The organism is Labrys neptuniae (assembly GCF_040797145.1).
GTDB lineage: Bacteria > Pseudomonadota > Alphaproteobacteria > Rhizobiales > Labraceae > Labrys > Labrys neptuniae.
In genome coordinates, this window is the sequence record NZ_JBFNQD010000003.1 from 471767 (window position 1) to 485093 (window position 13327).

Annotated in this window: 13 protein-coding genes and 1 pseudogene; 4 read left to right on the forward strand and 10 right to left on the reverse strand. The window is 64.3% G+C overall.

Annotated elements, in window-relative coordinates:
* Positions 1-24: 24 nt before the first annotated feature.
* Complete coding sequence (locus ABXS05_RS12905) at positions 25-1299, reverse strand: MFS transporter (protein WP_311933638.1); 1275 nt, start codon at positions 1297-1299, stop codon at positions 25-27.
* Between the two features lie 79 nt (positions 1300-1378).
* Here ABXS05_RS12905 and ABXS05_RS12910 point away from each other — a divergent pair, with 79 nt between their 5' ends.
* The gene (locus ABXS05_RS12910; protein WP_311933641.1) at positions 1379-1975 is read left to right on the forward strand and encodes a TetR/AcrR family transcriptional regulator; all 597 of its coding nucleotides are present in this window, start codon (positions 1379-1381) and stop codon (positions 1973-1975) included.
* Between the two features lie 66 nt (positions 1976-2041).
* Here the strand turns inward: ABXS05_RS12910 and ABXS05_RS12915 are convergent, their stop codons facing one another.
* From ABXS05_RS12915 to ABXS05_RS12925, 3 genes and pseudogenes are all read right to left on the reverse strand, one after another.
* Positions 2042-4306 carry a tetratricopeptide repeat protein gene (locus ABXS05_RS12915; protein ID WP_367624316.1) on the reverse strand — a complete coding sequence of 755 codons (2265 nt, stop codon included), beginning with the start codon at positions 4304-4306 and terminating at the stop codon, positions 2042-2044.
* A 102-nt stretch (positions 4307-4408) separates the two neighbouring features.
* Positions 4409-4936: pseudogene (locus ABXS05_RS12920) on the reverse strand (tetratricopeptide repeat protein); the annotation flags it as partial.
* A 112-nt stretch (positions 4937-5048) separates the two neighbouring features.
* Positions 5049-6008, reverse strand: a complete 960-nt coding sequence (locus tag ABXS05_RS12925) for a GlxA family transcriptional regulator (protein WP_367624179.1) — start codon at positions 6006-6008, stop codon at positions 5049-5051.
* A 104-nt stretch (positions 6009-6112) separates the two neighbouring features.
* Here ABXS05_RS12925 and ABXS05_RS12930 point away from each other — a divergent pair, with 104 nt between their 5' ends.
* Positions 6113-6661: a cysteine hydrolase family protein gene (locus tag ABXS05_RS12930; protein WP_367624180.1), complete on the forward strand. Its 549-nt coding sequence runs from the start codon at positions 6113-6115 to the stop codon at positions 6659-6661.
* 225 nt (positions 6662-6886) lie between these two features.
* Here ABXS05_RS12930 and dhaK read toward each other — a convergent pair whose 3' ends face one another.
* The 6 genes from dhaK to dhaL all read right to left on the reverse strand — a co-directional run bounded on the left by dhaK (position 6887) and on the right by dhaL (position 11429).
* Positions 6887-7876, reverse strand: a complete 990-nt coding sequence (gene dhaK / locus ABXS05_RS12935; protein ID WP_367624181.1) for a dihydroxyacetone kinase subunit DhaK — start codon at positions 7874-7876, stop codon at positions 6887-6889.
* Between the two features lie 61 nt (positions 7877-7937).
* Entirely contained in the window at positions 7938-8417 is a 480-nt protein-coding gene (locus ABXS05_RS12940; protein WP_367624182.1) for a hypothetical protein, read from the reverse strand.
* Entirely contained in the window at positions 8410-10002 is a 1593-nt protein-coding gene (locus tag ABXS05_RS12945) for a putative PEP-binding protein (protein ID WP_367624183.1), read from the reverse strand. The genes ABXS05_RS12940 and ABXS05_RS12945 overlap by 8 nt, the downstream gene beginning before the upstream one ends.
* Before the next feature lie 137 nt (positions 10003-10139).
* Complete coding sequence (locus ABXS05_RS12950) at positions 10140-10421, reverse strand: HPr family phosphocarrier protein (protein WP_149255507.1); 282 nt, start codon at positions 10419-10421, stop codon at positions 10140-10142.
* A gap of 16 nt (positions 10422-10437) precedes the next feature.
* Positions 10438-10821: a dihydroxyacetone kinase phosphoryl donor subunit DhaM gene (gene dhaM, locus ABXS05_RS12955; protein WP_149254153.1), complete on the reverse strand. Its 384-nt coding sequence runs from the start codon at positions 10819-10821 to the stop codon at positions 10438-10440.
* Positions 10818-11429 carry a dihydroxyacetone kinase subunit DhaL gene (gene dhaL, locus ABXS05_RS12960; protein ID WP_311933659.1) on the reverse strand — a complete coding sequence of 204 codons (612 nt, stop codon included), beginning with the start codon at positions 11427-11429 and terminating at the stop codon, positions 10818-10820. The genes dhaM and dhaL overlap by 4 nt, the downstream gene beginning before the upstream one ends.
* Positions 11430-11795: 366 nt before the next feature.
* Here dhaL and ABXS05_RS12965 point away from each other — a divergent pair, with 366 nt between their 5' ends.
* Both ABXS05_RS12965 and ABXS05_RS12970 read left to right on the forward strand, forming a co-directional pair.
* Positions 11796-12551, forward strand: a complete 756-nt coding sequence (locus tag ABXS05_RS12965; RefSeq protein WP_311933661.1) for an ABC transporter ATP-binding protein — start codon at positions 11796-11798, stop codon at positions 12549-12551.
* Positions 12544-13266: an ABC transporter ATP-binding protein gene (locus tag ABXS05_RS12970; protein WP_367624184.1), complete on the forward strand. Its 723-nt coding sequence runs from the start codon at positions 12544-12546 to the stop codon at positions 13264-13266. The genes ABXS05_RS12965 and ABXS05_RS12970 overlap by 8 nt, the downstream gene beginning before the upstream one ends.
* Positions 13267-13327: the final 61 nt, after the last annotated feature.

Sequence of the window (13327 nt, forward strand, 5' to 3'; positions counted from 1 at the left end):
CCGGCAATTTTCTGGCAGCGGCGGTCAGGCAGCCGCGACTGCCGTCACGCGCTGGCGCACGATCAGGAGGGCGATCAGCGCCGCCACGATACCGGTGAGGCCCGAGAAGAGGAAGGCCTCGACATAGCTTCCCTGCAGCACCCGCATATAGCCGGCCAGGGCTGCGGCGCTGGCGGCGCCGATCTGGTGGCCGGCCGCGATCCAGCCGAACACCACGGGGGCGTCGCGATCGCCGAAGGCCTCGTTGGTCAGGCGCACGGTCGGCGGCACGGTGGCAATCCAGTCGAGGCCGTAGAACACGCCGAAAATGGTGAGCGTATAGATGTTGAAGCCGCTGAAGGGCAGATAGATCAGGGCGATGCCGCGCAGGCCGTAATAGATGAAGAGCAGCTTGCGCGGATCGTATCGATCGGTCAGCCAGCCCGAGAAAGTGGTGCCGAAGAGGTCGAAGATGCCCATCATCGCCATCAGGCCGGCGGCCTGCACTTCCGGGATGCCCATGTCGCCGCAGAAGGAAATCAGGTGCATGCCCACCAGGCCGTTGGTGGTGAAGCCGCAGATGAAGAAGGTGGCGAACAGGTACCAGAAGGTGCGCGTGCGGGCTGCCCGCACCAGCGCGCCGAGCGAGGCGTCGATGAGGCCGGTCTGGGCCTGTGGCGGCTCGATCGGCGCGGAGGGATCGGCGCCATAGGGGCGCTGGCCGATGTCACTGGGATGGTTGGGCACCAGGAAGAAGGCAAGCGGAATCAGGACAGCACAGGCAATCGCCACGGCCGCGACCACCAATTGCCAGCCGCCGATCTCGGAAAGCTTGGCAAGACCAGGCTGGAAGATCAGCGTGCCCGTTGCCGCGCTGGCCGCCATCAGCCCCATGATCAGGCCGCGATTGGTCTTGAACCAGCGATTGGCGACGGTGGCACCCAGCACCATGGCGACGCAGCCCGACCCGAGCCCGGAGAGCACGCCCCAGGTCGCGATCAACTGCCAGGACTGCGTCATCAGCAGGCTAAGGCCGATCGAGGCGGCCATCAGCGTCAGAGCGATGACCAGCACCCGGCGGATGCCGAACTTGTTCATCAGGGCGGCGGCGAAGGGACCGACCAGGCCATAGAGCAGGATGCCGATCGACCCCGAAAGCGAGATCGTGTCGATACCCCAGCCGAATGCCTTGTGCAGGGGCTGGAGCAGCAGCCCGGGCGCGGCACGCACACCGGCCGCCACCAGCAGGGAAAGGAAGATGACGGCGACGACGACGAATGCATAATTCTGGCCGAAGGGCCGGCGGCTGACGCGCTGCATCGGGAGACCTGTAGGATGTCGAGATTGACTTGATACGTACCGGTCTGTAACATCGTTGTCGGAAATTGGAAAGAGGCAAATGACCGGATCCGCAAACGCCGCTTCGCCACCGCAGCCACGCGCGGCGGAACGCATCCTCAAGACTGCGCGCGAACTCTTCTACAAGGAGGGAATCCGGGCTGTGGGCGTCGATACCATCGCCTCGGAAGCCGGCGTGACCAAGCCGACGCTCTATCGCTGCTTCAATTCGAAGGATGAACTAGCGGCCGCCTATGTCCGGGTCTACGACGCCGAGTTCTGGGCCCGCTTCGAGGGTGCGGGCGTCGGCTTCGAGAACGACCCGCGCACCCATCTGCGCAACTACCTGGCAGGCCTCGGCGAAAGGGCAACCCTGGCCGGCTATCGCGGCTGCGGGCTGAGCAACGCCGCCGTGGAATATCCGGAGGAGGACAATCCCGCCCGCATGGTCGCCGAGGGCGGCAAGGTGTTGCTGCGCGAGCGCCTGGAAGGCATGGCCGAGCGCATGGGCGCCAGGAATCCGGGCTTGCTCGCCGACGGGCTGCTGCTGTTGATCGAAGGCGCTTTCGTCAGCGGCCAGATCTTCCACGAGGGCGGGCCGGCCGGTTCGGTCGCAGTGATCGCCGACATGCTGATCGAGGCAAGCCTGAAGGATTGAGCCGGAGCGCGCGGGACGAAAGGCGCCCAATCGATTGCCGGCCTTCCTCGCGATGCTTCCGAGCTTTCACTGCGCCTGTTTTGCTGCCTGCAGCTCAGCCTTGGCCTTGGCATGTCCCTGGTCCGCAGCCTTGCCAAACCAGAACAAAGCCTGCTGCTTGTCGCGGGCAACACCCAGCCCCCGCGCATATAGGGTGCCGAGCGCATATTGCGCGCTGGCACGCCCCTGATCGGCCGCCTTGCGCAAGAGGTCCGCAGCCATGACGTAATCCTGCGGCACGCCCCAACCATTGGCATAAAGGGTGCCAAGGCCATCCAACCCGGCGGCGTCACCCTGCTCGGCCGCCTTGCCGAGCCAGAAGGCAGCCTGGAAATAGTCCTGCGGCATGCCCTGACCGTTGGCATAGAGGGCGGCGAGATTGACCTGCGCGGTGACATGGCCCTGGACGGCCGCCTTACGGTAGAACGCTGCAGCCGTGGCTTGGTCCTGCACTACGCCCTGACCCTTGGCATAGAGCGCGCCGAGGTCGTTCTGTGCATTGGCGTCGCCCTGATCGGCAGCCTTGCGATAGAGCGCCACGGCCTCGACATAGTCCTGCCTCACCCCCTGCCCGTTGGCACAAAGGCGACCGAGATTGAATTGTGCCTGGGCATTGCCTCGGTCAGCGGCCTTACGGAAGAGAGCCGCGGCCTTGATATAATCTTGCGCCACGCCCCAGCCATTGGCGTAAAGCACGCCTTGGGCGTTCAGAGCGTGGAGATCGCCTTGGTCGGCGGCCTTGCGAAACCAGAGGGCGGCCTCATCCTGGCGTTGTGCGACGCCCTTGCCCTGCAGATAAGCCGTGCCGAGATTGAACTGCGCCTTGGCATTGCCCTGTTCGGCGGCTTTGCGGTAAAGCGCGGTCGCCTGTCCCGGGTCCAGTGTGACACCCCAGCCATTCGCATGGAGCATGCCCAGGCTGTTCTGCGCGTCGGCATCGCCCTGCTCGGCCGCCTTGCCATAAAGGCCACCGGCCAAGACATAATCGCGCGGCACGCCGCGACCGTTCTCATAGAGATCGCCGAGATAGTATTGTGCCCTGGCCAGGCCCTGCGCGGCGGCTTTACGATAGAGCTCCCCGGCTCGGGCATAATCTTGCTTTACCCCCCAGCCATTGGCATGAAGCACGCCCAGGTCCACCAGAGCGTTGAGATCATTCTGATCCGCAGCCTTGCTCAGCCAAAAGGCTGCCTGGGCATAGTCTCGTGCCGTCCCCTGGTCATTGGCGTAGAGAATGCCGAGGTTGTACTGCGCCCTGGCAAAGCCTCGATCAGCGGCCTTGCGATAGAGTTCGGCAGCCTTGGCATGGTCCTGTGACACACCGTACCCGAGGGCATGGAGAGAACCCAGTTCGTTCAACGCCCCCGCATCCCCTTGATCCGCGGCCTTGCGAAACCAGAACGCGGCCTGCCCATAATCCTGGGTGAGACCTAGCCCCTTTTCATAGAGGAAGCCGAGATTGTATTGCGCTCCGGCGTGTCCCCGTTCGGCGATCTTACGGAGAATGTCGGCCGCCCGACCATAGTCCCGCTTGACGCCCTGGCCCTCGACATAGAGGGCAGCGAGGCTGTTCTGGCCATCGGCATCCCCCTGGGCCGCCGCCTTGCCGAGCCAGGCTACCGCCTGCTCGTAATCCCGGGCCACGCCCTGGCCGTTTCGATAGAGCAGACCGAGATTGGTTTGGGCACCAGCATGGCCCTGATCCGCGGCCTTGCGATACCACAAGGCCGCTTGGCCGTAGTCCAGGGGCATGCCCAGTCCCCTGGCATATTGGAGCCCGAGATTGAACTGCGCCTCGACATGGCCCTGCTCGGCCGCCTTGCGGAATAGGGCGGCCGATTGGGTATAATCGCGCGGCCCGCCCAGCCCCTCGGCAAAGAGAACGGCGAGATTGTTCTGCGCCAAGGCATCTCCCTGAGCGGCTGCTTTGCGATACAGCTCGATAGCTTGGCCGTAATCCTGGGCGACACCCCGGCCATCGGCGTAGAGCAGGCCAAGATTATACTGTCCGCCGGCATGGCCTTGAGCAGCCGCTTTGCGATAAAGGGCGGCAGCTTGCGCAATTTCCTGCAGCACGCCCCGGCCACTGGCGTAGAGGGAACCTAGGCTGTTCTGCGCAGCGGCATTGCCCTGGTCTGCCGCCTTGCGGAACCAATCGGCGGCTTGGCTGGCACTTTGCGTGACGCCTTTGCCTTGAAGATACATCTGGCCGAGACCGTATTGCGCCTCGGCGTTGCCCTGGTTGGCAGCTCGGCGGAACCAGAAGGCGGCCTGGCCATAATCTTGAGCCAAATCCTGCCGTCCCTCAGCGTAAATGGTGCCGAGGGCAATCTGCGCCTTGACATGCTCCCGCTCGGCCGCGCTACGGAAAAGGGCTACTGCCTGGGCATTGTTTTGTACCACGCCTTGGCCGCGTTCATAGAGGATGCCGAGATTATACTGGGCCTCGCTATCCCCCCGCGCCAGTGCCTTGCGAAACAATATGACGGCCTGACCGAAATCCTGCGGCATGCCCCAGCCTTTGGCATGGAGAAAGCCGAGAGCATTCTGCGCTCCGGCATGTCCCAGGTCAGCAGCCTTGCGATACCAAAAAGCTGCCTGCCCATAATCCTGGGGCACCCCTTCTCCCTTGAGGTAGAGGGAAGCAAGATTGTATTGCGCGTTGGCATTGCCTTGATCGGCCGCCTTGCGCATCCAGGCGGCGGCCTGAACGTCGTCTCGCGCAACGCCCCGACCTTCATGCAGCATCACGGCGATCTTGAGCTGGGCACTCGCATCGCCTGTTTCGGCTTGCGCCTTATAAAGCCTGAAAGCCTCGGCATGATTGCCTTGGGCATAGATATCGTCTGCGATACCAGCTTGGGCCGGATCAAGCAGAGTCCAGAAAAGCAATCCGCAGATCAGAACGCCGATCCTGCGCATGGCCAATCCCCCGAGCAAAATCCCAACGACTTTCGCAGCAATCTTGATAGTTGAAAAATACCCCGCAAGTGTGCCTTGAATTACACTTGTCGGACACGACGGCCCCCGTGGCTCACGCCGCGCCGAAGCGGCGGCGATAATCGCCCGGGGTCAATCCCATCGTCCGCACGAAGATCTTGCGGAAGGAAACCGGATCGCCATAGCCGACATTCCAGGCGATGCGGTCGAAGGAAAGCCGCGTCGTCTCCAGCATGTCGCGAGCCTTGGCAACACGCAATTGCTGGCAATATTCGATGGGCCTCAGGCCCGTGGCCTTGCCGAAACGGCGCAGGAAGGTGCGCCTTTCCAACCCGGCCCTGGCCGCCATGGCGTTGACGTCGACGTCGCCGGCATAGGCCTGCTGAAGCCAGTGCTGAACCGCGAGGATCGCTCCGTCGCCGTGGTTGAGCCGCGGCGAGAACACGCTGTAATGGCGCTGCTCGCGCCCCTGCGGATCCACCAGCATGGCGCGTCCCGTCGCCACCATCACGCTGGTTCCGAGCAATTTCTCCACCAGTTTCAGGCCGAGATCGGTCCAGGACATCAATCCGGCGGCAGTGATGATGTCGCCGTCGTCGATCACGATCTTGGCCGAATCCACCCTGACCTTGCCGAAGCGCTCGGCGAGATCATCGGCGTAGCTCCAGTGGGTGGTCGCCTCGCGCCCGTCGAGCAATCCGGTTTCCGCGAGCAGGAAAGCGCCGATGCAGACCGAGGCAAGCACGCTGCCGCGACCATGACAGTTGCGCAGGAATTCGGCGAGGTTGGAGGTCCAGGCGTCGCTCGGCGGCTTTGCCAGGCTCGGCGGCAGGATGATCATGCTTGGGATCGCGTCGTCCGCGCCGTCGCGATTGCGGATCTGGCCGCCGGCATCACACTCCCAATGGCTCACTCGCAGCAGCGGGCCACTGCCTTCCCTGCGCTCCCGCGCGATTCTGTCGGCGATGGCGAAGAGGTCGGTCAGACCATAGAGCGCGGCCAGTTGAACGTCGGGATAGGCCAAGAGGCCGATCTCGGAGGGAGCCGAGGTCATTTGTCACTTTCGCCCTGATTTTTGTCACATGTGCCAATCGGCATTCTGCCCCGCGCGTCCTATTTCAGCAATCACGATATCCTTTGAAACTGGAGAAACACCCCATGTCCAAGCGTGCCTTGATCCTCGTCGATATCCAGAACGACTATTTCCCGGGCGGCAAATGGACCCTGTCCGGCATCGAGGCGGCCACCGCCAATGCCGCGCGCCTGCTGGAGGCGGCTCGGACGAAGAACGACCTCGTGGTGCATGTGCGCCATGAAGCGGCCAAGGCGGATGCCCCCTTCTTCGTGGCCGGCACGCCGGGCGCCGAGATCAACCCGGGTGTCGCCAACCGCGCCGGCGAAGAGGTCGTCGTCAAGAACTTCCCCAACTCCTTCAGGGACACCAACCTCAAGAAGCTGCTCGACGATGCCGGCGTCACCGACCTCCTGGTCGCCGGCGCGATGAGCCATATGTGCATCGAGGCGACGACCCGGGCGGCAGCCGATTTCGGCTATGCGGTCACCGTTGCCCATGATGCCGCGGCCACACGGGACCTGGAATTCGGCGGAGTCACCGTACCGGCGGCGCAGGTCCATGCCGCCGCCATGGCATCGCTCGCCTTCGGCTACGCCAAGCTTGCTTCGACGGATGAACTGCTGGCGGGTTGAGGCAGCAAGGAAAGGCGCAATCTTCCTTCTCCCCCTGCGGGAGAAGGTGGCATTGCGCAGCAATGACGGATGAGGGATGTTGGCGCATATCTCGGGGAAGGTTTTGTTTCACCCCTCATCCGCCCCTTTGGGGCACCTTCTCCCGCAAGGGGAGAAGGAAGATGGCGTCTTATTCGTCTGGACCAAAAGCTGCTGGCCCCGCGGCACCCGACAAGCCCACGCCCCTCACATACCCCAGCGCAGGGCCGGGGTATGCACTGGCGCATCCCACAGCGCCTTGGCCTGGTCGTCCAGCACCGAGAGCGTCAGCGAGCAGCCGGCCATGTCGAGCGAAGTGACATAGGAGCCCGTCAGCGAGCAGGCGACCTTGATGCCCTTGCCGTCGAGCCATTTGCGGGCCCTATCCTGCATCAGATAAAGCTCCATCAACGGCGTACCGCCGAAGCCGTTGACGAAGAGCAGGACCTCGGTGGCCGAGGTCAGCGAGAGGTCGCCGACGATGGCGCCCAGCATCTCGTCGACGATGGCATCGGCGGAAGCCAGCTTGACGCGGCGACGGCCCGGTTCGCCATGGATGCCGACGCCCATCTCCATCTCGTCCTCGCCGAGGCTGAAGGTCGGCTTGCCGGCGGCCGGAACCGTGCAGGAGGTGAGCGCCACGCCCATCGAGCGCGTATGGCTGTTGACGCGCACACCCAGGGCCTTGAGGCTCGCGAGGTCGTCCCCACGCTCGGCCGCAGCGCCGAGGATCTTCTCGACGATCAGCGTACCGGCAACGCCGCGCCGGCCGGTGGTCCAAGTCGAGTTCTCCACGGCGACGTCGTCGTCGAGGATCAGGCTTTCGACGGGGCCGGACGCCATCTCCGCCGCCATGGCGAAATTCATCACGTCGCCCTCGTAGTTCTTGACGATATAGAGCGTGCCCGCACCGCCATCGACGGCCTCGGCCGCCGCCATCATCTGGTCGGGCGTGGGCGAGGTGAAGACCTGGCCCGGACAGGCGGCATCGAGCATGCCGAAGCCGACGAAGCCGGCATGCAGCGGCTCATGACCGGACCCACCCCCGGAGATGAGGGCCACCTTGCCGGGCTTGACCTGGCGGCGGCGCACGAATTTGCGCTCCTCGCCCAAGGTGACGATGTCGGCGTGCGCGGCCGCGAATCCGTCCAGGCTCTGCGCCAGCACGTCGTCGACAGCATTGATGAGCTTCTTCATTCCATGGGCCTCCATATTGTTCGTGGTTAGATCGGGCCGCTGCAGGAACCGATATTCGGACTCAACTCCGAACCTGGCTTTCTCCAGGCTCATCCGGAACCGGTTCCTCCTCCCCCTTGGCCTTGCGATCGAGTGCGCGCGTGTAGTGGACGAGGCTGGCGACGAAATCGAGAATGGCCTTGTCCATCGCCTGGTTGCGTCTGACATCGCCGAGATCCGGCAAAGTCAGCGTCAGGCTGCGCCCCTGGGCCGGCTTGCCCTGGGCCTGCGTCCGCCCCGGATGGGCGGTCTGATAGGCCTTGAGGAACTCTGCCCTCTCTGCCGGTGCGAGGTGGCAGACCTCGAAAATGACGTCGAGGTGCTGGGCCGGAATCGGAATGGGATAGCCGGGATTGGTGATCTGCGAAATGAAGGACCTGTTGGTGCCGAGGGCCGCCGCCAATTTCAGCCTCGTGCCCGAGGGACGATTGTCCAGCGCGCGCCGCAGCAGCGCCTTGTAGGCCGCTATCGAACGCGTGCTGGCATCGCGGGCATCAGACATGTTTGAAATCTGCAATTGCGGCCTTGACGGCCCCTACCAGGGCGGGCGGCACGGATAGGCAGGTCAGGCCGACGCCGATGAGCTTGGGCACCAGGCGCACCTCGCCCGCGGCATCCCCACAGATCGAGACCGGAACCTTGCGCGCCTTGCCGGCACCCACAGCGCGAGCCATCAATTCGAGCACGGCCGGATCGCCAGCGTCGTTGAGGCCGGCGACGTCGGCGATGTCGCGCGCCGCTGCCATGGTGTATTGCGTGAGATCGTTGGAGCCGATCGAATAGAAATCCGCCGGGAAGCGCAGGGCGCCGAGGGCTGCCGCGGGAACCTCGACCATGATTCCAAGCGGCGGCCGGCGGCAGGGCGTGCCTTCGGCGATGAGGGACGCCACCACCTCGTCGAGCAGGGCGGACGCCTCGGCCAGTTCTCCCGGCACCGTCACCATCGGCAGCATGATGCGGATCTCGTGATGCAGGCTGGCCCGCGCCAGGGCCCTGAGTTGGACGCGGAAGGTTTCCGGGCGAGCCAGGGACAGCCGCAATCCGCGCAGCCCAAGGAAAGGATTGGATTCGCCGTCGCTGGTGACGCCAGCGATCGGCTTGTCGCCGCCGGCATCGAGGGTCCGGATCGTCACCGGCCGCCCATCGGCCCAGGCGGCGATGGCGACATAGGCGGCATATTGCGCTTCCTCGTCCGGCAGGGGCCGGCCAGGCTCGAATAGGAACTCGGTGCGCACCAGGCCGATACCGTCGCAGATCTCCGGTGAGATGCCCTTGAGATCGTCCGGCGAGGCGACGTTGATCATGATGTCGACCCGCGTGCCGTTGGGCAGGAACACCGGCTCGGCCTTCATGGTCTCCGCGCGGGCATCGGCTTCGTGCCGGCGTGCGAGGGCAGGGCCGAAATCGGCGAGCGAGGCACTGTCGGGATCGAAGGTCACAGTTCCAGCCGCCCCGTCGACAATGGCCTGGCTCGCTTCCTCGAGCGCTCCGAGCCCGGTCACCATCGGTACGCGGCGACTGCGGGCGAGCATGGCGACATGGGAGGATGGCGAACCGGCGCCCAGGGCAATCGCGCCGCCCTTGCTCCAGTCGACCGACAGGAACAAAGACGGCGGCAGGTCTTCGCCCACCAGCACGGAACCGGGCGGCACCTTCTCGCTTTCGGCCGCACCGGTGAGATGGGCGAGCACGCGGTCGCGGATATCGGCAAGGTCGGTGCCACGGGCACGGAAATAGGCATCCTCGCTGCGTTCGTAATCGGCGATCTCCGCTTCGAGGGCCGAGCGCCACGCGTGGACGGGGGGAACGCCGGCGGCGATCGCGTCGAAGGCCCCCTCCGACAGGGCCTCGTCCTCGAGCATGGCGATCTGGAAGCCGATAATGTCGGCTCCCTCTTCATCGACGGCCTCGACCAGGGACACCAGATCGACCAAGGCTGAATCGATGGCGGTGCGCAAGGCGGCGTCGCCATCTTCCTGCGCCGGTGCCTTCCTTTCGGTCCGCGGCTTCGGCTTGCCGATCGTGAAGACGGGGCCGGAGGCCAGCCCGGGCGATGCAGGGCGTCCCGTCATCCGCCGTTCAGTCATGACAACCTCCTTGGCAGCCCCTAGAGCAACGCGCGTTCATGACTGAACGCTTGTTTGCTCTAGCTCTTTGGTTAGGCGCGTCTTTGCGATTCGAGGTGACTCCGTCAAATCGCAAAACGCTGTGGAATGCCGCATCGTCACTCTTCTCCGAACTTGTCCTCGATCAGGCCCAGAATCGCTGATAGCGCCGCCTCGGCATCCGGTCCGTCCGCCATGAAATGCAACACGGTGCCCTTGGGCGCCTTCACCCGCATGACCTTGACCGGGCTCTTGGCGTCGAACCACGGCCCCGCCGCATCGGTGGCCAGCTCGATGCTCGATTGGAAGCTCTTGGCGAGCTGGGTGAGCTTCACGCTCGGCCTGGCATGCAGCCCGATAGCGTTGGTCAGCTCGGCCTTGCCCGTCAGTGCTCCATTCATATCCGGCATATCAATCCTATCCATAGAGATCTTCGGCGGCGGAGCGGACCGCGGCCAGGGAGGAATTGCCGGAGGCCTCGGTCGCGGCGATCACCGCTCCCTCGACCACCGGCGCATTGCAGATGACCACAAGGTCGCGCTTATGCTCGTCGAGCATCTCGACGGCCATTTCGGCATTGGTCTCGGCACCGCCGAGGTCGACGAGGACCGCGACGCCCTCTTCGGACCAGACGCTATCGATGGCGGTGATGATCTTGGCGACATCGGTGCCGAGCCCGCCCCCGGGATCGCCCCCCGTCCAGGCGACGCGCACGCTCTCGCCCACCATCTGCCTGACCATGTCGGCCGCGCCTTCGGCGACCTTGGGCGAATGCGATACGATCACCAGACTCACGGTCATGACATCAGGCCCTGTTTGTTGAGTTCGTCTGCCACCGTGGCGATGATCAGCGAGGAGGAGCGAGCGCCCGGATCCATGTGGCCGACGGAGCGTTCGCCCAGGAAGGAAGCGCGCCCGCGGATCGCCTGCATCGGCACCGTCCTGTCGGCGGCGGCGATGGCTTCCGCCTTGAGCGTGGCGGCATCGGCACCGGCTGCCAGGGCGGCCTGGACGGGGACGAGGACGTCGAGCAGCGTCTTCTGCCCGGCCTCCGAACGGCCGCGCGCCTTGACGGCCTCGACGGCCTTGGCGAAGGCGGCGATCACCGCTGTCCGATCGGGTTCGCCACCCACCGTCTTACCCAGTTCCATGAAGAAGGTGCCGAAAAGCGGGCCGGACGCGCCGCCGACCTTCATCACCATCGCCATACCGGCCGCCTTGAGCAGGTCCGGCCAGGGTTTTTCGGCAAGACCGGGCAATTCGGCAGTGACCGCCTCGAAGCCCCGCTTGAGATTCAGCCCATGGTCGCCGTCACCGATCGCCTGATCGAGCGCGGTGAGCTCTTCGGAATGTTGGATTATGGTTGCCGCAACCGCGCGAATGAGCTGCTCTCTTGCTTGGCTGTCCATCGCCCCGCCTCCGCCCCGCACTCTTGTGACGGCCGGCACTGCCGGCTCGCAGTTTGCTTATTTGTTTAGTTGATCACCTAATCCTAAACATTGCAAGCCAAATTGTCGCTTGTTCTACGGGGTGCAGGCATTGGCAATGCTGCACCGCACTGAACATCGATCGGAGGGTTGCCTGACGGGGCTCCAACCCCCGCAACAGGCATGCCCGGCCCGGCATTCCGTCATATTGCTGTGTCCGCCGCCGCCTAATGAGATGCCTATCTTAAGGTCAGTATTGGTGCCATATCGCCATTGACGAAGCTTGCCCGGACGGCCAAGACTAGAACCAAGCAAGATTTAGAAGCGCCAGGGGAAACGCTCCGCTTGATGGCAAAAGATACAGTCCTGAAAGCCGAAGGCCTGACCAAGGATTTCAGGGGATTCCGGGCCGTCGACGGCGTCGATCTCTCGGTCATGCGCGGAACGGTCCATGCTTTGATCGGTCCGAACGGCGCCGGCAAGACCACTTGTTTCAATCTCTTGACCAAGTTCCTGTCTCCGTCGGCCGGACGCATCACCTATAAGGGGCATGACATTACCGGCATGAAGCCCGCCGCCGTGGCCAGGCTCGGCCTCGTCCGGTCCTTTCAGATCTCGGCCGTGTTCGGCGAAATGAGCGTGAACGACAATATCCGCATCGCCCTGCAGCGCCGCCGAGGCCACTCCTATGATTTCTGGCGCTCGCAGCGTGTTCTCGACGGCCTGAACCCCGAAGCCGCCGAACTCGCCGACAGCGTCGGCCTGTCATCCTTTCTCGCAACGCCGGCCAAGGAACTCTCCTACGGCCGCAAGCGCGCTTTGGAGCTCGCGACGACCCTGGCGCTCGATCCCGAAATGCTGCTGCTGGACGAACCGATGGCCGGCATGGGTCACGAGGATGTCGAGCGCACCACCGAGCTGATCCGCAAGATCGCGGCGAGCCGCACCATCCTGATGGTCGAGCACAATCTTTCTGTGGTCGCCACCCTCTCCAACACCATCACCGTGCTGGCACGCGGCAAGGTGCTGGCGCAGGGCGACTACAAAACCGTTTCCGGCGACCCGCGCGTGGTCGAGGCCTATATCGGGAGTGGCCATGCCTGACCCCGTGAAAAAGCCTGATCCCCTGCTGCGGGTACGAGGCCTCGAGGCCTGGTATGGCGAGTCCCATGTGCTGCATGGCATCGATTTCGACGTCAATCCCGGCGAGGTCGTGACCCTGCTCGGCCGCAACGGCGCCGGCAAGACCACCACGATGAAATCCATCATCGGCGTGATGGCCAAGCGCAAGGGCTCGATCCGTTTCGGCGGCCGGGAGACCATCGGTCTCGGCTCCCGCCACGTCGCCCGCCTGGGTATCGGCTATTGCCCGGAGGAGCGCGGCATCTTCGCCAGCCTGTCGGTGAAGGAAAATCTCGAACTGCCGCCGGTGGTGAAGCCCGGCGGCCTCAGCGTGGACGAGATCTTCACCCTGTTTCCCAATCTCAAGCAGCGCCTCACCAGCCAGGGTACCAAGCTCTCGGGCGGCGAGCAGCAGATGCTGGCCATCGGCCGCATCCTGCGCACCGGCGCCAATCTCCTGCTGCTCGACGAACCGACCGAAGGCCTCGCACCGGTGATCGTCGAGCAGATCGGGCACACCATCGCCAGCCTCAAGCAGCGCGGCTTCACCATCATCCTGGTCGAACAGAATTTCCGCTTCGCCTCGACCGTGGCGGACCGCCACTATGTCGTCGAGCAGGGCAAGGTGATCGACATGATCCCCAATGCCGAGCTGGAAGCCAACAGCGACAAGTTGCACGCCTATCTGGGCGTGTGACGCCAATGATGCCAAATCTCCGATTTGGCGAAAATCGTTAGAGAGAACCGAGAGGTATTGA

What these genes read in the sequence shown, in the direction of transcription:
- ABXS05_RS12905 (WP_311933638.1), bottom strand. Translation starts at nt 1,299, where the DNA reads ATGCAGCGCGTCAGCCGCCGGCCCTTCGGCCAGAATTATGCATTCGTC.
- ABXS05_RS12910 (WP_311933641.1), top strand. Translation starts at nt 1,379, where the DNA reads ATGACCGGATCCGCAAACGCCGCTTCGCCACCGCAGCCACGCGCGGCG.
- ABXS05_RS12925 (WP_367624179.1), bottom strand. Translation starts at nt 6,008, where the DNA reads ATGACCTCGGCTCCCTCCGAGATCGGCCTCTTGGCCTATCCCGACGTT.
- ABXS05_RS12930 (WP_367624180.1), top strand. Translation starts at nt 6,113, where the DNA reads ATGTCCAAGCGTGCCTTGATCCTCGTCGATATCCAGAACGACTATTTC.
- dhaK (WP_367624181.1), bottom strand. Translation starts at nt 7,876, where the DNA reads ATGAAGAAGCTCATCAATGCTGTCGACGACGTGCTGGCGCAGAGCCTG.
- ABXS05_RS12940 (WP_367624182.1), bottom strand. Translation starts at nt 8,417, where the DNA reads ATGTCTGATGCCCGCGATGCCAGCACGCGTTCGATAGCGGCCTACAAG.
- ABXS05_RS12945 (WP_367624183.1), bottom strand. Translation starts at nt 10,002, where the DNA reads ATGACTGAACGGCGGATGACGGGACGCCCTGCATCGCCCGGGCTGGCC.
- ABXS05_RS12950 (WP_149255507.1), bottom strand. Translation starts at nt 10,421, where the DNA reads ATGAATGGAGCACTGACGGGCAAGGCCGAGCTGACCAACGCTATCGGG.
- dhaM (WP_149254153.1), bottom strand. Translation starts at nt 10,821, where the DNA reads ATGACCGTGAGTCTGGTGATCGTATCGCATTCGCCCAAGGTCGCCGAA.
- dhaL (WP_311933659.1), bottom strand. Translation starts at nt 11,429, where the DNA reads ATGGACAGCCAAGCAAGAGAGCAGCTCATTCGCGCGGTTGCGGCAACC.
- ABXS05_RS12965 (WP_311933661.1), top strand. Translation starts at nt 11,796, where the DNA reads ATGGCAAAAGATACAGTCCTGAAAGCCGAAGGCCTGACCAAGGATTTC.
- ABXS05_RS12970 (WP_367624184.1), top strand. Translation starts at nt 12,544, where the DNA reads ATGCCTGACCCCGTGAAAAAGCCTGATCCCCTGCTGCGGGTACGAGGC.